Source organism: Thermodesulfobacteriota bacterium (genome assembly GCA_040757775.1).
Classification (GTDB): Bacteria; Desulfobacterota; UBA8473; order UBA8473; family UBA8473; genus UBA8473.
On sequence record JBFLWQ010000008.1, the window covers coordinates 1 to 19,575 of the forward strand.

Annotated in this window: 23 protein-coding genes; 22 read left to right on the forward strand and 1 reads right to left on the reverse strand. The window is 42.0% G+C overall.

Annotation, left to right across the window (positions count from 1 at the left end; all coding sequences use genetic code 11):
* Nucleotides 1-681 precede the first annotated feature (681 nt).
* The gene (locus AB1401_06635) at nt 682-1,353 is read right to left on the reverse strand and encodes an L-threonylcarbamoyladenylate synthase (protein MEW6615120.1); all 672 of its coding nucleotides are present in this window, start codon (nt 1,351-1,353) and stop codon (nt 682-684) included.
* A 312-nt stretch (nt 1,354-1,665) separates the two neighbouring features.
* Here AB1401_06635 and AB1401_06640 point away from each other — a divergent pair, with 312 nt between their 5' ends.
* The 22 genes from AB1401_06640 (at nt 1,666) to AB1401_06745 (ending at nt 19,575) form a co-directional block, all read left to right on the forward strand.
* The gene (locus tag AB1401_06640) at nt 1,666-1,884 is read left to right on the forward strand and encodes a DUF465 domain-containing protein (protein ID MEW6615121.1); all 219 of its coding nucleotides are present in this window, start codon (nt 1,666-1,668) and stop codon (nt 1,882-1,884) included.
* A gap of 122 nt (nt 1,885-2,006) precedes the next feature.
* Nucleotides 2,007-3,689: a biosynthetic-type acetolactate synthase large subunit gene (gene ilvB, locus AB1401_06645; protein MEW6615122.1), complete on the forward strand. Its 1,683-nt coding sequence runs from the start codon at nt 2,007-2,009 to the stop codon at nt 3,687-3,689.
* 46 nt (nt 3,690-3,735) lie between these two features.
* Nucleotides 3,736-4,221, forward strand: a complete 486-nt coding sequence (gene ilvN, locus AB1401_06650) for an acetolactate synthase small subunit (protein ID MEW6615123.1) — start codon at nt 3,736-3,738, stop codon at nt 4,219-4,221.
* A gap of 49 nt (nt 4,222-4,270) precedes the next feature.
* Nucleotides 4,271-5,269, forward strand: a complete 999-nt coding sequence (gene ilvC / locus AB1401_06655) for a ketol-acid reductoisomerase (GenBank protein ID MEW6615124.1) — start codon at nt 4,271-4,273, stop codon at nt 5,267-5,269.
* 2 nt (nt 5,270-5,271) lie between these two features.
* A complete protein-coding gene (locus AB1401_06660; GenBank protein MEW6615125.1) occupies nt 5,272-5,916 on the forward strand; it encodes a phosphatidylserine decarboxylase family protein in 645 nt (214 codons plus the stop codon).
* The gene (pssA, locus tag AB1401_06665) at nt 5,913-6,695 is read left to right on the forward strand and encodes a CDP-diacylglycerol--serine O-phosphatidyltransferase (GenBank protein ID MEW6615126.1); all 783 of its coding nucleotides are present in this window, start codon (nt 5,913-5,915) and stop codon (nt 6,693-6,695) included. Before AB1401_06660 ends, pssA begins: the two co-directional genes overlap by 4 nt.
* A gap of 18 nt (nt 6,696-6,713) precedes the next feature.
* Entirely contained in the window at nt 6,714-8,243 is a 1,530-nt protein-coding gene (locus AB1401_06670) for a 2-isopropylmalate synthase (GenBank protein ID MEW6615127.1), read from the forward strand.
* Between the two features lie 153 nt (nt 8,244-8,396).
* A complete protein-coding gene (locus AB1401_06675; GenBank protein ID MEW6615128.1) occupies nt 8,397-8,609 on the forward strand; it encodes a hypothetical protein in 213 nt (70 codons plus the stop codon).
* On the forward strand, nt 8,606-8,725 hold the full coding sequence (locus AB1401_06680) for a type II toxin-antitoxin system PemK/MazF family toxin (protein MEW6615129.1): 120 nt from the start codon (nt 8,606-8,608) through the stop codon (nt 8,723-8,725). Before AB1401_06675 ends, AB1401_06680 begins: the two co-directional genes overlap by 4 nt.
* A gap of 13 nt (nt 8,726-8,738) precedes the next feature.
* Nucleotides 8,739-8,969 carry a DUF433 domain-containing protein gene (locus tag AB1401_06685; GenBank protein MEW6615130.1) on the forward strand — a complete coding sequence of 77 codons (231 nt, stop codon included), beginning with the start codon at nt 8,739-8,741 and terminating at the stop codon, nt 8,967-8,969.
* The gene (locus AB1401_06690; protein ID MEW6615131.1) at nt 8,966-9,337 is read left to right on the forward strand and encodes a DUF5615 family PIN-like protein; all 372 of its coding nucleotides are present in this window, start codon (nt 8,966-8,968) and stop codon (nt 9,335-9,337) included. The genes AB1401_06685 and AB1401_06690 overlap by 4 nt, the downstream gene beginning before the upstream one ends.
* A 101-nt stretch (nt 9,338-9,438) precedes the next feature.
* Nucleotides 9,439-10,725 carry a 3-isopropylmalate dehydratase large subunit gene (leuC, locus tag AB1401_06695; GenBank protein MEW6615132.1) on the forward strand — a complete coding sequence of 429 codons (1,287 nt, stop codon included), beginning with the start codon at nt 9,439-9,441 and terminating at the stop codon, nt 10,723-10,725.
* A complete protein-coding gene (locus AB1401_06700; protein MEW6615133.1) occupies nt 10,715-11,215 on the forward strand; it encodes a 3-isopropylmalate dehydratase small subunit in 501 nt (166 codons plus the stop codon). The genes leuC and AB1401_06700 overlap by 11 nt, the downstream gene beginning before the upstream one ends.
* Before the next feature lie 426 nt (nt 11,216-11,641).
* Nucleotides 11,642-12,583, forward strand: a complete 942-nt coding sequence (locus AB1401_06705; GenBank protein ID MEW6615134.1) for an ADP-ribosylglycohydrolase family protein — start codon at nt 11,642-11,644, stop codon at nt 12,581-12,583.
* Between the two features lie 437 nt (nt 12,584-13,020).
* Nucleotides 13,021-14,091 (forward strand): 3-isopropylmalate dehydrogenase, encoded by a 1,071-nt coding sequence (locus AB1401_06710; protein ID MEW6615135.1) that lies wholly within the window; start codon nt 13,021-13,023, stop codon nt 14,089-14,091.
* A 13-nt stretch (nt 14,092-14,104) separates the two neighbouring features.
* Nucleotides 14,105-15,127: an aspartate-semialdehyde dehydrogenase gene (locus AB1401_06715; GenBank protein ID MEW6615136.1), complete on the forward strand. Its 1,023-nt coding sequence runs from the start codon at nt 14,105-14,107 to the stop codon at nt 15,125-15,127.
* 501 nt (nt 15,128-15,628) lie between these two features.
* Nucleotides 15,629-16,054 carry an S-adenosylmethionine decarboxylase gene (locus AB1401_06720; protein ID MEW6615137.1) on the forward strand — a complete coding sequence of 142 codons (426 nt, stop codon included), beginning with the start codon at nt 15,629-15,631 and terminating at the stop codon, nt 16,052-16,054.
* 11 nt (nt 16,055-16,065) lie between these two features.
* Nucleotides 16,066-17,112: a deoxyhypusine synthase gene (locus AB1401_06725; protein MEW6615138.1), complete on the forward strand. Its 1,047-nt coding sequence runs from the start codon at nt 16,066-16,068 to the stop codon at nt 17,110-17,112.
* A gap of 80 nt (nt 17,113-17,192) precedes the next feature.
* A complete protein-coding gene (locus AB1401_06730; protein ID MEW6615139.1) occupies nt 17,193-18,278 on the forward strand; it encodes a hypothetical protein in 1,086 nt (361 codons plus the stop codon).
* Nucleotides 18,275-18,436, forward strand: a complete 162-nt coding sequence (locus AB1401_06735; GenBank protein ID MEW6615140.1) for a hypothetical protein — start codon at nt 18,275-18,277, stop codon at nt 18,434-18,436. The genes AB1401_06730 and AB1401_06735 overlap by 4 nt, the downstream gene beginning before the upstream one ends.
* Before the next feature lie 31 nt (nt 18,437-18,467).
* Nucleotides 18,468-19,337, forward strand: a complete 870-nt coding sequence (gene speB, locus AB1401_06740) for an agmatinase (protein MEW6615141.1) — start codon at nt 18,468-18,470, stop codon at nt 19,335-19,337.
* A 94-nt stretch (nt 19,338-19,431) separates the two neighbouring features.
* On the forward strand, nt 19,432-19,575 hold the full coding sequence (locus tag AB1401_06745) for a hypothetical protein (GenBank protein ID MEW6615142.1): 144 nt from the start codon (nt 19,432-19,434) through the stop codon (nt 19,573-19,575).

A 19,575-nucleotide genomic window follows, 5' to 3' on the forward strand; every position in this document is an offset into this window, starting at 1 on the left:
GCCTTCGTCAACTTCAGCTGCTTATCAATCTCTGAGAAAATCTTATTTACCTCTTCCTCTGTATACTCATAAGAACTTTTATTAGAGCAATTTCCGAGTATCCTTATTTTTTCAAGGATATCATTAGTCCTCTTTGACGCTACCCTTTTGAAACGTTCGTGTCTTGTCTCTTTTTCCATAAATCCTCTGAATTAATTTTTTATATAAAATAACCCAATATTTTCTAAATGTCAATAGATATATTTTATATTTATAAAAATAATAGGAATATAGTAATGCAATTTAGATTTTATGAGGCCTTTGAATTTTGTCATTTCGAGGAGCAATAGCGACGAGAAATCTTAATGGTTTTAATCTTTTCAAGGTTTCTCCCGGAGCCTGCCCTGAACGAAGAGACAGATTTCTCGTTGAGTTTATCCTGAGCAGAAAGACAGGATTCCTCACTTCGTTCGGAATGACAGGTGAAGGGTTCGGAATGACACTATTGGCAGTTTTTCGAAGCTCTAGTTATATGTCTGGGCAAAAGGTACTATAGTTACTTTTTTAGTTCTTAACCGCGAATAGGAGAAAGTTGAGGAAGTCAGTGGCATGTGGAAATCTGGAGGAGGTCTTTAATTCTGCTATGATTTTTTTATTTCTTTTCTCCCTCTTGCTGAAAGCCAAATGCTGAACGGCTGATTCTCAAAGATATTTTTTTAAATCCCTTAAACTTACTACACCCTCTCTTATGATTTTAATAGGCTTGCAGGTGGCATCTATTACAGTTGATCCAATGGAACCCCTGGTTTTTCCACCATCGAGTATCAAATCAACCCTGTTCCCTAGGCTTTCATAGACTTCAAGGGCAGTGGTACAGCCCTTTTGACCGGAAATATTTGCACTGGTAGCTGTTACAGGGACATCTGCTTGTTTAACTAACTCCTGTGCTATTGGGTTGTTTGATATTCTAATGCCTATCTTCCCTGTATTGCCTGTAAGCAGAGAGGGCAGTTTGTGAGATGCCTCGAAGATAATTGTTAATCCCCCTGGCCAAAATTTTTTAATCAGGTTCTCTGCCTTTTCAGGCACGTTAGATACAAATTCAGGTAAAGTCTCTTTTTTATTAATCAGGATTGGTATGGGGTTTTCATAGTTTCTACCTTTTATATTGAAAACCTTTCTGATCGCATTTTCGCTGAGGGCATTTACCCCGATACCATAAAGGGTTTCCGTGGGAAAGACTATCACGCCTTCTTTATTGATTAACAAGGCAGATTCTGAAATAATTAATGGGTCAGGGACTATCGGGTCAACTTTAATAACCTTTGTCATTGTTTTGCTATTGGTGAAGGGTATCTTCTTTGCTGGGTTCATCTCCCAACTCTTTGGGAGATGAACCCTTTTTCTTAACTTGAGATCATATATTCATATCAGGATATCCCTCCTCTATCAAGATAAAAAGAACAATGATACCCATTTGGTTGCTCATATTAAACCAATTGCTTACTAATTGCTTATTGACAAATCTATTCAAGTATATTATAAATTTTACTGATTTTTACGATTACAACTTATTGACATAATTAATCAAGTCGCAGCCGAATTTGGAGGTTCAGCTTTACTGATAAGAAAAACTAATTATTTTAGAGAATTATAAACATCTAAAGTAATGAGAGGTGTTGTTTGATGGAGGAAAGGGATGCGAAATTAATAGAAAAATTGGTAGAAACAGATAAAGAGTTAAAGGGTTATGTAGATGAGCATATTGAATTTGAAAAAAAACTGGAGGAGTATAATAAAAAACCGTACCTTACCCCGGAAGAAAAGATCGAAAGAAAGAGAATTCAAAAGTTGAAACTTGCGGGGAAAGATAAAATAGAAGAAATTCTATCAAAGTATCGTTAACAGTTTACGGGGTTCAGTTAACAGGATTCAGTAAAGGAACTTTAATTCCTATCTGACAACTGATCCCTGACCACTGTGAAACTTGGTAAGTATCGTTAATTACATTTAAAACAGGGGGCATTGTGAAGAAGACAGGAGCCCAAATTCTATTAGAGAGCCTTTGTTTAGAAGGTGTAGACATCATCTTTGGTTTTCCAGGGGGGGCAGTACTTGGCATCTATGATGAATTATTGAATTCCCCCATCAGGCATATATTGGTAAGGCATGAACAGGCAGCTGTCCATGCGGCTGATGGATATGCCCGTTCTTCGGGTAAAACCGGTGTTTGTCTTGTAACATCCGGGCCTGGAGCAACTAATACGGTTACAGGAATTGCCACAGCTTATATGGATTCTATCCCGGTAGTAATTTTAACTGGTCAGGTGTCTACCGGACTAATAGGTAATGATGCATTTCAGGAAGCAGATATAATGGGAATTACCAGGCCATGTACAAAACACAACTATCTTGTTAAAGATATAAAAGAATTAGCCAGAATAATTAAAGAGGCATTTTATATTGCAGGGACAGGGAGACCTGGTCCTGTACTTGTAGATCTACCCAAAGACGTTATTGCCGACTCAGCAGAGTTCAATTATCCTGAAAGTCTCAATATGCAGAGTTATAACCCTACTTACAGAGGGCATCGTGGCCAGATTCAAAAGGCATTTAAATTGATATTAAAGGCTGATAGACCTCTGATTTATGCAGGTGGAGGAGTAATCTCTTCCAATGCCTCTGAGGAGTTAACAGCATTTGCCAGGACTCTCGCCATCCCTGTTACCAGCACCTTAATGGGTTTAGGCTGTTTCCCCGGAGTAGATGAACTTTCATTGGGAATGTTGGGAATGCATGGCACCTACAGGGCGAATATGGCCGTTACCAACTGTGATCTATTAATAGCCGTTGGCGCACGTTTTGACGATCGGGTTACCGGGAAAACAGATGAGTTTGCCCCCAACGCAAAGATAATACATATCGATATTGACCCTACATCTATCAGTAAAAATATTAGAGTAGATATCCCTATAGTGGGGGACGCAAAAGATGTTTTAAAGAAGATCAACAAGTTGATTCAAGAGGAGAAAGAGGATTGGACAAGCATCCGTCGAGAATGGCTTGATCAGATAAACGAGTGGAAGAATACCTATCCTATGACATATGAACAGAGGGATGTTATAAAACCTCAATATGTGGTGGAAAAGATTTATGAATTAACAAGGGGAAAAGCAATAATCTCAACCGAGGTTGGGCAACATCAGATGTGGACTGCCCAGTACTACCTTTTCACCAAACCTCGAACCCTCTTAACCTCAGGTGGCCTCGGTACCATGGGTTATGGATTCCCTGCAGCGATAGGAGCGCAGATTGCATTCCCTGAAAAAACAGTTATAGATATAGCCGGTGACGGAAGTATACAGATGAACATTCAGGAATTGGCCACGGTAGCTCAATACAATCTGCCTGTTAAGATTGCTGTCTTAAACAATCGTTGCCTGGGAATGCCACGTCAATGGCAGGGGCTATTCTACGATAAAAGATACTCCAATACCTGTCTAGAAGTCTCTCCTGATTTTGTAAAACTAGCTGAAGCTTATGGGGCTGTGGGTTTGAGGGCTACAAAACCGGAGGAAGTTGTACCGACAATCGAAAAGGCCCTGTCAATCCCCAAGGCAGTTATTATGGACTTTGTGGTAGAGCGGGAAGAGGATGTGTACCCTATGGTCCCAGCGGGTGCCCCTCTTAAGGAAATGTTGTTAGTCTGATGTGCCTGCCTGTGCGTCAGCGCACACAGACAGGGAGGTTTTGGAGATGAGACATACTATATCAGCCCTCGTTTTGAATCAACCTGGTGTTCTGGCAAGGGTAGCAGGTCTTTTCAGCGGCAGAGGATTTAATATAGAGAGCCTTTGCGTTGGAGAGACCCTTGACCCGTCTGTTTCAAGGATGACTATAGTAACCAGAGGCAATGACCAGATTATAGAACAGATAACCAAACAGTTGAATAAACTTGTAGACATAATCAAGGTTGTTGATTTCTTTGGGAATGACTATATTGACAGGGAAATGATACTGATAAAGGTTATGGCTGAATCATCTTCCAGGGCTGAAATTCTAAGGATTACGGATATCTTTAGAGGGAAAATAGTTGATGTAACTCCAAAGTCATACACTATAGAAGTCTCAGGAGATGAGAATAAGATTCAAGCAATAATAGATCTTCTTAAACCTATGGGGATAAAAGAGGTAGTCCGGACAGGTAAAGTAGCTATATCCCGGGGCAGTAAGGGGATTTAAATGTGTTATTGAATATGTTTTAGAAGAACTATTTTAATAAGGAGGCGTAATGGCAAAAATATATTATGAAAAAGATGCGAAGTTAGAGACCCTGAAGAAAAAAAAGATAGCTATTATTGGATATGGCAGTCAGGGTCATGCCCAGGCTCAAAACCTGAGAGACAGTGGCATTGACGTAATAGTTGCTGAACTTAAAGGGACACCAAACTATGAAAAAGCCATAGAGGATGGATTCAAGCCTGTTAGTGCCTCGGACGCATCAGCTAAAGCTCATGTGATACAAATCCTGGCACAGGACGATGTCCAGGCAAAACTATACCAAAATGAAGTAAGAGCCAATTTAACCAAAGGAAAGACGTTGGTGTTCTCTCACGGATTCAACATACATTTTGGCCAGATTGTTCCACCCAACAATATAGATGTAATTATGATAGCGCCTAAAGGCCCCGGACACTTAGTCAGAAGAGAATACGAAAAAGGTGCTGGGGTTCCGTCTTTGTTGGCTATTTTTCAAGATTATACCGGAAAGGCAAAAGACACCGCTTTGGCTTACGCAAAAGGGATAGGAGCAACCAGGGCAGGAGTGATTGAAACAACCTTTAAAGAAGAGACCGAAACGGACCTTTTTGGCGAGCAATGTGTCCTATGTGGAGGTGTTTCAGAATTAGTCAGGGCCGGGTTCGATACACTGGTCGAAGCTGGGTATCAGCCCGAGATAGCCTACTTTGAATGTCTTCACGAGTTGAAACTCATCGTGGACCTGTTTTATGAAGGAGGGATCAGCTATATGAGGTACTCAGTGAGCGACACTGCCGAATACGGAGACCTGATGGTTGGAAGAAGGATAATCAATCAGGGGACAAGAAAAGAGATGAAAAGGGTTCTGGAAGAAGTACAAAGCGGTAAGTTTGCCAAGGAATGGATACTGGAAAACCAGGCAAACCGGCCTGTCTATAACGCTTTGAAAAAACAGGACAGTGAACACCTTATAGAAGTAGTCGGGAAGAAACTCCGCAGCATGATGGGCTGGATTGGAAAGAAGGGTTAACCTTGCGGTTTACGGAATTTCCTGTTGCCAAAGAGGGGCTTATACTTGTCATCCCTCTTTCCATACTTACAATAGTTCTTGGATTCTTACTCCCAGTTTACGTTACTCTCCTGCTAATCTTAATCGATCTATTTCTGTTATACTTCTTTCGTAATCCAAAAAGAAGGATACCAGACTTCAAAGGCTCTGTCGTAGCTCCGGCTGATGGTAAGGTTATCTATGCAGGAGAATACTTAGAAGACCGATTCATGGGCGGAAAGACAGTTAAGATCAGTATATTTATGTCTATATTTAATGTTCATATAAACAGGGTACCAGCATCTGGTAGAATAACAGATGTATTCTACAGAAAAGGAAGGTTCTTTTCAGCAAATTTTAATAAAGCATCTCTTTTAAATGAACAGAATGCGTTACTCCTGGAAACAGAGGATAATAAAAAGATAGTTTTTATCCAGATTGCCGGATTGGTTGCGAGGAGGATTATCTGCTGGATTAAAAAGGGAGACGCAGTAATAAGGGGGCAGAGATTTGGTCTGATATGCTTTGGTTCCCGTGTGGATATCTTTTTACCTCCAGAGACTAAAATCGATGTCAAAATCGGCCAACGGGTTAAGGGTGGAGAAACAATACTGGGGTATTTGACATGAAAAGAAGAAAAAAGGAAAAGAAAGACAGTATGAAAAGGGGCATCTATGTGCTGCCGAATCTCTTTACCACTGTGAGTTTACTCTCAGGGTTTTATGCAATTGTCTCGGTTTTGGATGGTAAGTTTCAATATGCAGCCTGTGCTATATTGGTTTCGCTCCTCTTCGATGGGCTCGACGGCAGAATTGCAAGACTTACCAGGAGTACAAGCAGATTTGGTATCGAATATGACTCTCTAGCAGATCTGGTGGCATTCGGGATAGCACCAGGGTTGCTTGTCTTTTCGTGGGCATTAGTACCATTTGGAAGGTTTGGTTGGCTGGCAGCCTTTCTTTACGTAGCATGTGGTGCCCTTCGACTGGCCAGATTCAATGTTCAGATAACTGATGTTAAAAGTGATAAATTTAACGGGCTTCCCATACCAGCAGCAGCAAGCCTTATAGCATCAACAGTGCTGTTCTTTTATTATCTTGGTTATGATGAAGATACCAAACACATAACTGTTTTGGTTATGATCTATCTGCTCTCATTTTTGATGGTTAGCAGCATTAAGTATAACAGCTTTAAAGAACTCGGTTTACTAAAGAGGAGGCCTTTCAGTTTTTTAGTAACCTTAGTTCTTGTCCTTATGCTTGTCGTAGCCAAGCCACAGATTATGCTGTTCATCCTTTTTCTATCCTATGCTCTATCTGGTCCTGTAACTATGATATTCTACCAGAGAAGAAAGGCGACTGAGAAGTTGAGCGAAAAAGAGAGTGAGAGTGAGAGTGCAGATCTTTAGATCATGGGGGTAAAGATTGTGACAGAGATTATCAAGATATTCGATACCACATTGAGGGATGGCGAACAGTCGCCTGGTTTCAGCATGAATGTTGCTGAAAAGCTAAGAGTGGCAGAGCAACTGGAAAAGCTCAATGTGGATATTATTGAGGCTGGGTTTCCCATTAGCTCCGAAGGGGATTTTGTAGCAGTTAGAGAGATCGCTAAGAACATCAGGAAACCGCAGATTGCCGGCCTTGCCCGTACGGATATTGAAGATATTAATAGGGCATGGGAAGCATTACAATACGCAGAGAATCCCCTTATCCATATTGTTATTGCTACATCGGATATACACCTTAAATATAAATTAATGAAGAGTAAAGAAGATGTGTTGGAAGCCGCAGTGAAGGCTGTAAAACATGCCAAAGGGTACACACAAAATGTTGAATTCTCTGCCGAAGACGCTACCCGAAGTGATGTAGACTACCTATGCAGGATATTCGAGGCCGTTATAGACGCAGGGGCAACAACTATCAATATTCCCGACACGGTTGGCTATGCAATACCGGAGGAGTTTGGTTCATTGATAAAGCATATAAGGAAAAGTGTGCCAAATATCGATAATGCTGTAATAAGTGTCCATTGCCATAATGATCTGGGACTGGCTGTAGCAAATAGTCTGGCTGCAATCAAAAATGGGGCGAGGAAGGTTGAGTGCGCTATAAACGGTATAGGCGAAAGGGCAGGAAATGCCTCTTTAGAGGAGATTGTAATGGCCCTTAGAACGAGGAAAGACTTCCACAAATGTGATACCAATATTCGCACAGACCATATATACAACACAAGCAGGTTGCTTACTCATATTACAGGCGTACCTGTACAACCAAATAAAGCAATTGTCGGCAGTAATGCCTTTGCCCACGAATCAGGAATACATCAGGACGGAATGCTTAAGGAGAAGACAACCTACGAAATAATAACCCCGGAATCTATAGGTGTATCTCAAAGTACTCTGGTTCTTGGAAAGCATTCAGGGAGGCATGCATTCCGTGAAAGGCTGAAACAAATTGGGTATGAATTATCGCAGAAAGACCTTAATCTGGCATTTAAGCGCTTTAAGAAATTAGCCGATAAAAAGAAGACGGTTTTTGATGAGGACATAGAAGCCATAATCATAGATGAAATCTTGAGAATTCCGGACACCTATAAATTAGTATATCTGAATGTAATCAGCGGGAGTGTCACTGTGCCAGTGGCTACAGTTCAGATTGAGATGGGAGGGGAGACTATACAGGAGGCTGGATTCGGGACAGGTCCTGTAGATGCCATTTTCAAAACTATTTCAAAGATTACAAGGACAGAAAGCAAATTGGTGCGATATTCCGTAAACTCCATCACCGGAGGGACTGATGCCCTGGGAGAAGTTACAGTTAGATTAGAGGAGAATGGCATTCAGGTAACTGGGCAGGGTGCAGATACAGACATCATTATGGCAAGTGCTAAAGCCTTTGTAAATGCCCTTAATAGACTTGAGTACAGGAAGAAATACCCCATTATAATACAGTAACTAACCAGCAATCAGCGGACAGCCATCAGCAAGCCGATTCACGACTTACGGTTTTTTGATCCGCTATAAGCGGATTCGCCTTCAGGGGATTTCTTCAAGCTCTCGGCAGGTTGTGCGAAGTCTCAATTGTCATTAATGTGATGGAAGTAATAAATGCATACGCAAATGAAGTACAAAGATGAGATTATCAAGGAGTTGCAAAATATACCTGATGAGCAGATTCTTAATCTTCTCAACATGATACGTATCTTTAAAAAAAGTATCAATATGCATCGGGAAGCTGATTTCTATCTCAAAAAAGAATTTGACGAGTGGGATACTTTAAGCTACGAAGCACTAAGTAATTTTGAGGCTAATTTATCGTGATTTTCGGAGATATTTATCTCGTTGAAATTCCTGCTTCTGGCGGATACGAACAACAAGGTGTCAGACCTGCAATTGTAGTTCAGTTGACTGTGTTTGAGGACCGGGCAACAGGTTGAAGGAGGCAAATGTATGAACTTTTCACGAATCACTATTAATCCATACCAGATGAACGGGATGCCTTGTATTCGTGGTTTGAGGATTCCTGTGGCTACGATTGTTGCTATGGTGGCGGAAGGGATGAACGATATGGAGATCCTGTCAGCCTATCCTGATCTTGAAAAGGGTGATATCGTTGAATCACTGAGGTATGCAGCGGAAGCGCTTCGTGAACGTGAATTACCACTGGTTATGCAGGCATGAAATTCCTGATAGATAATGCCTTGTCTCCACTGGTTGCAGACGGATTGAGATCGTCGGGATACGATACCGTTCATGTGCGTGATTATGGGATGCAAAGCGCATCGGATACAGAAATTCTGGAACGTACCCTTAGGGAAAATCGCGTTATTGTCTCAGCGGATACCGATTTCGGAACATTACTTGCGCTCCGTGCCGAGAGTAAACCATCTTTCATTTTATTCCGAGGCATGACAACCCGCCGACCTGAAAAACAGTTACAAGTTCTGATAGCAAATCTATCAACTTTAACAGAAAGCTTGGAAAGGGGTTGTGTTGTTGTTTTTGATCAAAACAGAATTCGTTTACGTAACTTACCAATAGGCGGTTGATATATTTAGTGCTGTTAACCCACCCTGTATCTGAAAGCTGAGGGCTGATAGTTGAATTCTTGTCTGCCGACAGGCAGAACTTCCAGGGTAGAAAAAGACTTATGGGAATGACCATTACAGAGAAAATACTTGCTGATCATGCTGGAGAGCGTGAGGTTGAAGCGGGACAGATAATCAATGTAAGGGTAGATATAGCCCTGGGCAATGACATCACTGCTCCCATTGCCATCAAAGAGTTTAAAAAGGCAGGAGCATTAAAGGTATTTGACAGGGAAAAGTTGGTTCTGCTTTCAGATCACTTCGCCCCGAATAAGGACATTAAATCCGCCAATCAAGCCAAGTTAATACGGGATTTCGCTAAAGAACAGAATATCATCCATTACTATGAAGTGGGTGAGATGGGGATCGAGCATGTCCTCCTCCCGGAGAAAGGGATAGTACTACCGGGGGATCTGGTGATAGGTGCCGACAGTCATACATGTACATATGGTGCACTGGGGGCTTTTTCTACCGGTGTTGGCAGTACTGACCTGGCAGCAGCTATGATTTCCGGGGAGTCATGGTTAAGGGTTCCTGAAACAATTAAGTTTGTCTATACTGGAAAACTAAAAAGGTGGGTGAGTGGAAAGGATCTTATCCTCTATACAATAGGGGATATTGGGGTAGACGGAGCCCTTTATAAGGCTATGGAATTTACAGGGGATGTTATAGAAAATCTCCCAATGGCCTACAGGTTTACCATGGCCAATATGGCGATAGAGGCCGGGGGAAAGAGTGGCATAATTGTCCCGGACAAAATAACAGAAGAGTATGTGGGTAGTAGGGCAAAGAGAGGGTATAAATTCTATTCAAGTGATAATGATGCCAGGTACTGTGATGTAAGAGAATACAACGTCTCAAGGATTGAGCCTCAGGTTGCTTTTCCTCACCTCCCTGAAAATGTAAAAGGGGTCAGTGAAGCAGGAAATATTTCTATAGACCAGGTGGTAATAGGATCATGTACCAATGGAAGGCTGGAAGATATGAGGATAGCAGCCCGTATTTTAAAAGGCAGAAAGGCAGCCCCCTATACCCGGTTAATAATTATCCCGGCTACTCAGTGGGTCTACAGGCAGAGCATGAAAGAGGGGCTTTTTGACATTTTTCTGGATGCCAACGCCGCTATCAGCACCCCAACCTGCGGCCCCTGTCTTGGTGGCCATATGGGGGTACTTGCCAAGGGAGAGCGGGCAGTGGCTACAACGAATAGAAACTTTGTGGGAAGAATGGGAGACCCTGAGAGTGAAGTCTATCTGGCAAATCCAGCAATAGCAGCGGCATCAGCTGTCCTTGGAAGAATAGGGAGCCCGGAAGAACTCCAAAACCCAGGAGAAATAGATGAGATTTAAGGGGAGGGTCTGGAAATTTGGATCAGATATTGACACGGATGCTGTTATACCTGCCCGTTATTTGAATACCTCTGATCCGGAAGAACTGGCAAGGCACTGCATGGAAGATGTTGATCCATCCTTTGCCGAAAGGGTAAAACAGGGTGATATCATATTTGCGGGAAAAAACTTCGGTTGTGGATCATCGAGAGAACACGCCCCTATTGCAATAAAAGCAGCAGGGGTATCCTGCGTGGTTGCCAAGAGTTTTGCCAGGATATTTTATCGAAACTCTTTTAACATGGCCCTTCCTATAATGGAATGTCCCGAAGCCGTTGATGCCACCGAGGTTGGAGATGAGGTAGAGATAGACCTCGACAGGGGACAGATTATAAATCATACAAGGCATAAAACCTTCAGTTGTGAATCCATTCCACCTTTTATGCAGGAATTAGTCCAGAGCGGGGGATTGATGGGATATGTAACAAAAAAGATGATTAGTTCCCCCTGAAAAATTCCTCTGGAGCAAACATCGGCAATTCCATCCCTCAACTTCGCATGATGATTCAAGAAATAGAAGAAATATTGTGTCGTGAAGTTAGTGTTGATTAATGGAATTATTTATAAAAAATGTGATATTTTTCTTATCTTCACTTAAAAAAATCCCCATTTGACAGGTGGGACACCTGTCGGTTATAAGATCACCATCCATAGTAGTCCGCCAGAAGCGGATCGGCTGTCTTGACTGCAATTCCTGAACCTGTCAGGAACAGGTTTTCATCATTCTTTGTGAGCTAATAGCTCATGAATGTTTCATAAAACTTACTGCCCGCACCAGCAGATAACAACACCCCAAAAGCAAAAGACATTCTTGAAATGCTTCGTACTTCTTCTGGCCTGCACCCGATAGCCATAGATTTCAATAGGTGAGAATATTATGAGAAAAAACAAGGTGCTTGGTGGCCTATTTGGGTTATGCATTGGTGATGCGCTTGGAGTCCCAGTGGAATTTAAGTCCAGAAGCCAACTAAAGAAAAACCCCATTACAGATATGGTCGGTTACGGGAGTCACAATCAACCGCCGGGAACATGGTCAGATGACAGTTCGCTTGCTTTTTGTTTAGCCGAATCTCTTTGTAATGGTTTTGATATTCAAGATATTGCTGATAGATTTGTTAGATGGTTATACGAAGGCTATTGGACTCCGTATGGTAGAGCTTTTGACATCGGAGGCACTACCCGTATTGCTATTTCTCGTTTAAAGAAGGGAATAAATCTTTTAGATGCAGGACCAAATGACGAATTTAGCAATGGTAATGGGTCGTTGATGAGAATTTTGCCATTAGCATTTCAGTTAGAAAAATCTGATAGCCCTCAGCAATTTGTAATCACTCATCAAGTATCCTGTTTAACACACGGACACATACGCTCTCAAATGGCATGTGGTATGTACATTCATCTCGTGATCAATATTCTTAAGGGAAACCCTCCCAAATTGGCATACAAAAACATGAAAGATGTTGTTTTAAAATATTATTCCAAACCACCATATTCCATAGAATTAACTAATTTTGCGAGAATCTTAGAATCTGATATATTTGAATTGCCAGAAAAGTCTATCAAATCCAGTGGTTATGTGGTGGATACTCTAGAAGCAAGTCTATGGTGTTTTCTCAATAATAATTCTTATACAGACACTGTTCTCACTGCAGTAAATCTCGGTGGTGATACCGATACAACGGGAACTGTAGCTGGAGGATTGGCAGGCATATATTATGGCTACGAGAATATTCCAAAAAATTGGATAGATGTGGTAGTCAGAAAAAATGATATTATGGAGTTGGGGGAAAGATTATATGGGAAAATCTACGGTTCATAATAGAATCTATCTGGCTACGCGCCTTTGGTACCCCGCCCAAATCCAGCTTCGCTGGACTTCAGATACGCTTTCGTTATTCTATATTCTGTCATTCCGTGCTCGACACGGAATCTAGTCTTTTAGTTTTTTGGATTCCTGCGCCTGCCCCGTACTTGATACGGAATTCACAGGAATGACTATTGAACCCTGTAGCAAGCCAAGCTACAGGGAATTATCAAGTTAAAGGGCTTCAAGTAAACCTTGAGACTAACCAATGACAGAAAAAGAGTTCAACTGAACTTTCCCCTTAGAGAAAAAAACTCTATGAAAATAAGGGGCTATGATATATAATATGCCAAAGATGCTGGAGAAGATGACTTGAAAATCAAAGGCATTATTTGGTTTGATGAGATTCTGGAAAAACTTGTAAGATTGAGCGAATTGGAGCTAAATTTCATATGAGCAAGAACGCATACAACATAGCGGTTATACCTGGTGATGGCACAGGTCCAGAGGTGGTTGCTGAAGGGCTCAAAATACTAAAGGCTGCTTCGGAGATAAACGGATTCAAGTATGATCTGATGGAGTATGACCTGGGAGGAGAGAGGTATCTTCGGACCAGTGAAATCCTCCCTGATTCAGTAGTTGAAGAACTCCGGAAAATGGATGCAATATACCTGGGTGCGATAGGACATCCTGATGTGAAACCCGGAATCCTGGAGAGAGGGATACTCCTGAAGCTAAGATTTATGCTTGATCAGTATGTAAATCTCAGACCGGTAAAATTATACCCCGGTGTAGATACTCCACTCAAAAACAAGGGGCCAGAAGATATTGACTTCGTGGTGGTTAGGGAAAATACAGAGGGTTTTTATGTGGGTTCCGGAGGGTTTTTGAAGAAAGGGACCCCTGATGAGGTGGCAATACAGGAGTCTATAAACACTAGAAAGGGTGTGGAAAGATGCATCAGATATGCCTTCGATTTATGTCGGAAGAGAAACAAATCTAAGAAGCTTACCCTATGCGGTAAGACAAATGTCTTGACCTACGCCTTTGACCTCTGGGATAGAACCTTTGAAGATGTTTCAAAGGACTACCCCGATATTACCACCGATTATGCCCATGTGGATGCAATATCCATGTGGTTGATAAAAAATCCTGAATGGTTTGATGTAATCGTCACTGATAATATGTTCGGAGATATAATCACTGACATCGGGGCTATAATTCAGGGAGGGATGGGAATAGCTGCTGGTGGAAATATTAACCCCCAGGGAACCTGTATGTTTGAACCTATCGGAGGGTCAGCCCCAAAATACACTGGGAAAAATGTAATAAACCCTTTAGCCGCAATTTCGGCCTGTCAGATGATGTTAGAGCATCTGGGAGAAGAAAATTCAGCAAAGCTTATAGAACATGCGGTCATCGGGGTGCTCACCAGAGATATTAAGAGTCTCTCAGCAGGGGAGATGGGATATGGCACCAGAGAAGTCGGTGATTTAGTAATAAAGTACATGAAGGAGCTATAAGGGGTTAGGTCTTATGAAGAAAGAGAAGTACAGCGTTGCAGTTGTTGGGGCAACAGGAGCAGTTGGCAATGAGATGGTAAAGATCCTGGAAGAACGGAAATTCCCTGTTGGGAAGTTAAAACTGCTGGCTTCCAGTAGGTCGGCTGGTTCTTACGTTGAGTTTTATGGTAAAGATATAAAGGTTGAGATACTCGATGAGGATTCTTTTAAAGGGGTTGATATTGCTTTGTTCTCAGCAGGGGGGACTGTAAGCGAAAAGTTTGCCCCCATTGCTGCCAGTTCAGGCTGTATAGTGGTTGACAATACCAGTGCCTTCAGAATGGACAGTCAGGTTCCCCTGGTGGTTACAGAGGTAAACCCCCATGCCATTGCCCAATATATGAATAAAGGGATTATTGCCAACCCCAACTGTTCTACAATTCAGATGGTGGTGGCATTAAAGCCAATCCATGATGTGGCAAAGATCAAAAGGATTGTAGTATCAACTTATCAGGCGGTATCTGGAACCGGGAAAAAGGCTATAGATGAACTTCAGGATCAGACCAGGGATATACTGAGCTTTCAGGATGTTGAGTGTAAAGTTTATCCCCGCCAAATAGCCTTTAACTGTTTGCCCCATATAGATATCTTTCTCGAAAATGCCTATACTAAAGAAGAGATGAAGATGGTAAATGAGACCAGGAAGATACTGGTGGACGACTCAATCAGGGTAACTGCAACCACGGTGAGAGTGCCGGTGTTTTATGGTCATTCAGAATCAGTCAACATAGAAACCGAGAAAAAGATTACTGCAGATGAGGTGAGAAAGTTGCTTTCACAAGCCCCAGGGGTAACTGTTGTTGATGATCCTGCATCTGCAAGATACCCCCTGGCTATTGATGCTGCCGGCAAGGATGACACCTTTGTCGGAAGGATCCGGGAGGATGAATCCATTGAAAAAGGGATCAATATGTGGATTGTAGCGGATAACCTTCGCAAAGGTGCTGCCCTCAATGCCGTTCAGATTGCTGAAATCCTTGTAAAAGAGTATATTTAAGTAATATTTAATACCTTAAAAAAATCTTGACATTTCTTATCAATTAATGTATTTAGACTTAGTTTTGATATTCTCTAATTAAACAGAACGTTTTCAATAGATAGGGGTTTTTATGGATACGGCGGATGAAGGTGAGGCCGATAATAAGAAGCTAAGCATCGGAAGGATGGTGGATTGGGGGTAGCAATAAATAGAAAAAATGCCTCCCATTATATCCCACCACACTTCCCCTAGAGTCAGAAAATTGAGAATGCTGGCTCTTTAATTGCCCAATTTTTCTTTAATAAGAATACGTTACAGTCTTGGTAACTTGTAGTTCCTTGGCAGGAGAATCTTAACCTTTAGATATCCAATCTGAGAAAAGATTGGATATCTGGCAAAAACCATGAATGGTAAATGGCTTACGATTCACAAATTGCGATTTACGAGACTATAGTTCCTTTAGTCTCTATCCCGCTGATGATCATTGATATTTTAAAGATAAAGGAGGTATTTGGAAAGATGGATTATTTTGGACAACATCTAATGGTAGATGGCTATGGCGGTAACAGTAAAAAAATGGAAAACATTGAATTGATCTATAATTTTCTGGATACCTATCCTGAAAAAATGGAAATGACAAAGATCATGCCGCCGTATGTTTTCAAATACATTGGAAAGAAACCCGAAGACTGGGGGTTATCAGGGGTTGTCCTTATCGCTGAAAGCCATATAAGCATCCACACTTTCCCTTTTAAACAGTACCTGAGCCTTGATATTTTTTCCTGCAAAACATTTGATTCAGACAATGCTATCTGTTTTGTAAAAGATATGTTTGGTCTGACAAAAACTGAAATCAAACTATTGAATAGAGGACTAGAATTTCCAAGAGATATCTGTTTGGCTACTGATATAGTATACAGAGAACGATTAAACATGGTTGGATAGAGAGGATGCTGATGGAAAATAATCATCTCTTGAAGGAAACGATCAGGCACATTGACATCAAGAACCTGGATATGCGTGGCCTTGTGAAAGCAATGGCACATATGGCATTCACCAGTAGAGATGTCTCTCGGGCGACCGAACACTTCGAGAGCATGCTAAGGGACAAAGATTGCACCATACTCTTAGGGCTAGCAGGTAGTTTAATCAGCGCAGGTTTGAAGCAGGTCATCATCGACATGATAGAATATAACATGGTTGATGCTATCGTGGCCACCGGTGCAAACATAGTCGACCAGGACTTTTTTGAGGCTCTGGGATATAAACATTATATTGGCAGTAAGCACGTAAACGACAATCACCTACGACAGTTAGGTATTGATCGGATCTACGATACATTTATTAATGAAGAGGAACTCAAGGTCTGTGATAGAACAATCGCAGAGATAGCTGAATCCCTTGCCCCAAGAACGCTTAGTTCACGTGAGTTCATCGACGAAATGGGTCGATGGATTGAACAGAATGGAAAAGACCAAAATTCTATAGTCCACACCTGCTATCGTAAGCGGGTTCCTATCTTTTGTCCTGCCTTCTCTGATAGCTCGGCCGGGTTTGGTTTAATGCTGCACCAGTGGAACTCGCCTAGTAATACAGTGCATATTGACTCAGTTCGGGATTTCTTAGAACTCACAAAGATAAAGCTGGATGCGCATTCCACAGGCATTTTTATCGTAGGAGGGGGCGTGCCCAAAAACTTTATCCAAGATACTGTCATAGCTGGGGAAGTGCTCGGGTTCAAAACTCCGATGCACAAGTATGCAGTCCAGATAACTGTAGCAGACGAGAGAGACGGCGGTCTTTCCGGCTCTACTCTCAAGGAAGCCTGCTCCTGGGGTAAAGTAGACACGACATTTGAACAGATGGTCTATTCGGAAGCCACATTAGCTTTTCCTCTGATAGTTAGTGCTGCGTATCACGACGGTGCATGGAAAGCGAGAACAGAAAGACAATATTCTGCTCGACTTGATGAATGGCACGATTCGCGGCTGACCCACAGGTGAGTCATACCCAATAACAGAAAGGGATTGAGCATGACAAGGCTAACCAGTAAAGGAGGCATCTAACCAGAGGGTAGAGCGAAATGTCTAACAACAGAACATCTATAAAGAGAGTTTTTGTAGTTTTCAGAGACCTTCCAAAGGAGAATGATGCGGTTGCCGTAGTTAAGGATTTCTTTGAAAAGCTTTCACATAGCTATAGCTCAAGACAAAAATGGCAGGTCGACACTCTTGATTCTTCCTTGCCCTCCGGGCAACTACTCCTAACCGGAGTTTTGGATGCGGTTAAGCGGGCAGACCTTGTCATTGTGGTTGCTGGCCATATTTCTCATAATGTGGCATTCGAACTGGGCTTGGCGTATGCCCTTAACAAAGACTTGATTCTTCTTGCGCCCAAGCATGTTGTAAAGGATATCCCTGAAACTTTTTCGGATATTGCTGGCGTGAAATGTGCGGTCTACGATCCTGATAGTATCATGAAACTCCACGACATGCTAAAAGCGGAGCTGCATTTAATTGAAGCTGATTCTAAAGAAAGAAGCAGGTCGAAGGCTTTCTCGCCTGAGTATCACGTTGCTTTGGGGGATGTTTTACAACTCGAAGGCCTACATTGCGATGCCATAGACCAGTATCAGGCCGCCTCTGACTTGGATCCTCAAAACATCAGATATCTAGTGCTGCTGGGCCAAGCTTACGCGGCTATCTACGACCTTAGCCGAGCCGAAGAGGTACTACGTAAAGCATTGAACATTGATCCAAACTGTGCTTTAGCACTTGATTCACTGAGCCAAGTTCTCCTTGATGCTGGTAGATACAAGATCGCAATAGAGGACTGTTTGAATCCCCTTATCCGGTTTTTTCCAAGAACAGAAGCATATTACTTCAAGATGGCGGTAGCCTTCACGGAGCTCGGACAGCCGGAAAACGCAGCTAATTTTCTCGATCAAACTATCACAAATGGGCTCATGTTACCGCGGCTATTCTATGACCTCGCATGGACCGCTGCACGGGCATCGATAAAGTACAAAGCGAAAGAGCGGGAGCAATGGGTTCTTAAGGCATTGCATGCACTTCGGAAGGCCATCGAACTTGATCCAGCTTTGTCAGAGCGGGCTACTACTGATCAAGACTTCGACACACTCAGAAAGCGACAGGACTTTCCGCAGTGACCAAGTTGCCAAGTCAAAATGCTGCCACATTGGCTTTTCCTCTTATTGCCAGTGCAACTCTGAGCGGTTCCAGGGAAACATTGAAAGACAGGATAATTCCCAAGTTTAAAATGGGAAGAAAATTTGGAGGTTTTGTAACTGAGTTTATTTTCTTCTGAAGAAAAAATATTATTAGACAGCAGCTTATTTTTGCCAAATAACTTTGGAGGACTATCAAGGGAGTCTAGTGAACTTGATACCTCAAAGGTGGTCATTCTTCCTGTACCATATGACCAAACAGTCTCTTATAGAGCCGGAACAAGGGAAGGCCCAAGGGCTATAATTAATGCCTCAGCACATATAGAACTCTATGATCAGGAACTTGATTTAGAGTCCTACAGGGTTGGTATACATACCCTAAAAGAGCTGGAACCGGATATGTCCGGGCCAGAAGGTATGTTGAAAAGGGTTTACGATATTGTTTCCATCTTTAACGACAAAGAGAAGTTACTGATAATGCTGGGAGGAGAGCATTCCCTGAGTATCGGAGCTGTGAAGGCTTTTGCAGAAGAGTATAAAAACTTCAGTGTTCTCCAGCTAGATGCCCATGCCGATCTGAGGGATACTTACTGTGATACCAAATACAATCATGCCACTGTTATGAGAAGGGTAATGGATTATGCATCTACCGTGCAGGTAGGAATCAGGAGCCTTTCCAGGGAAGAGATGGAATTTATTAAAACGAAAAGGCTTTCTGTGTTCTTTGAGGAGGATGTTGTGGAGGGAGAAGGATGGATAGATGAAATGATATCCCATCTTTCTCAGAACATTTATATAACCTTGGACCTCGATGTTCTAAATCCAGGTATTATGCCCTCGGTTGGAACACCAGAACCCGGAGGGTTGAGCTGGCATGACTTATTGAATATTATAAGAAAAGTAGCAGAAAACAGGAATATCGTAGGGTTTGATGTAATGGAGCTCTGTCCCGTTCCGGGCGTAATTGCACCCGATTTTCTTGCAGCTAAACTCGTCTACAAGATGATAGGTTATTCTCTTTTCCTCCATGTAAAAGATTAGATTTCATCCTAACAGGTTGCATTTCTAAACCCCTGAATTATACCGTCAGGGATAAATATTGGACTTGCTCAATCCTTTCTTACAGGCAAAAATAATGAAAGAAAAGAAACCTTTCTGGAAGATGATAAGGATACCCCTTCCCTTAAAGAAGAGCATACCCCTTTCTACCAAGAAGGGCAAAAAAGGGTATAATAGAAAATATGCCAAGGAGGAAGCAAGGAGGGAATTGGATGAGTAA

Coding starts and splice junctions, on each gene's coding strand:
- AB1401_06730 (MEW6615139.1), top strand. CDS start 17,193: ATGTCTAACAACAGAACATCTATAAAGAGAGTTTTTGTAGTTTTCAGA.
- AB1401_06725 (MEW6615138.1), top strand. CDS start 16,066: ATGGAAAATAATCATCTCTTGAAGGAAACGATCAGGCACATTGACATC.
- AB1401_06685 (MEW6615130.1), top strand. CDS start 8,739: ATGAACTTTTCACGAATCACTATTAATCCATACCAGATGAACGGGATG.
- AB1401_06700 (MEW6615133.1), top strand. CDS start 10,715: ATGAGATTTAAGGGGAGGGTCTGGAAATTTGGATCAGATATTGACACG.
- AB1401_06705 (MEW6615134.1), top strand. CDS start 11,642: ATGAGAAAAAACAAGGTGCTTGGTGGCCTATTTGGGTTATGCATTGGT.
- leuC (MEW6615132.1), top strand. CDS start 9,439: ATGGGAATGACCATTACAGAGAAAATACTTGCTGATCATGCTGGAGAG.
- ilvC (MEW6615124.1), top strand. CDS start 4,271: ATGGCAAAAATATATTATGAAAAAGATGCGAAGTTAGAGACCCTGAAG.
- AB1401_06745 (MEW6615142.1), top strand. CDS start 19,432: ATGAAAGAAAAGAAACCTTTCTGGAAGATGATAAGGATACCCCTTCCC.
- AB1401_06635 (MEW6615120.1), bottom strand. CDS start 1,353: ATGAACCCAGCAAAGAAGATACCCTTCACCAATAGCAAAACAATGACA.
- AB1401_06640 (MEW6615121.1), top strand. CDS start 1,666: ATGGAGGAAAGGGATGCGAAATTAATAGAAAAATTGGTAGAAACAGAT.
- ilvN (MEW6615123.1), top strand. CDS start 3,736: ATGAGACATACTATATCAGCCCTCGTTTTGAATCAACCTGGTGTTCTG.
- AB1401_06710 (MEW6615135.1), top strand. CDS start 13,021: ATGAGCAAGAACGCATACAACATAGCGGTTATACCTGGTGATGGCACA.
- AB1401_06690 (MEW6615131.1), top strand. CDS start 8,966: ATGAAATTCCTGATAGATAATGCCTTGTCTCCACTGGTTGCAGACGGA.
- AB1401_06715 (MEW6615136.1), top strand. CDS start 14,105: ATGAAGAAAGAGAAGTACAGCGTTGCAGTTGTTGGGGCAACAGGAGCA.
- AB1401_06675 (MEW6615128.1), top strand. CDS start 8,397: ATGCATACGCAAATGAAGTACAAAGATGAGATTATCAAGGAGTTGCAA.
- pssA (MEW6615126.1), top strand. CDS start 5,913: ATGAAAAGAAGAAAAAAGGAAAAGAAAGACAGTATGAAAAGGGGCATC.
- AB1401_06720 (MEW6615137.1), top strand. CDS start 15,629: ATGGATTATTTTGGACAACATCTAATGGTAGATGGCTATGGCGGTAAC.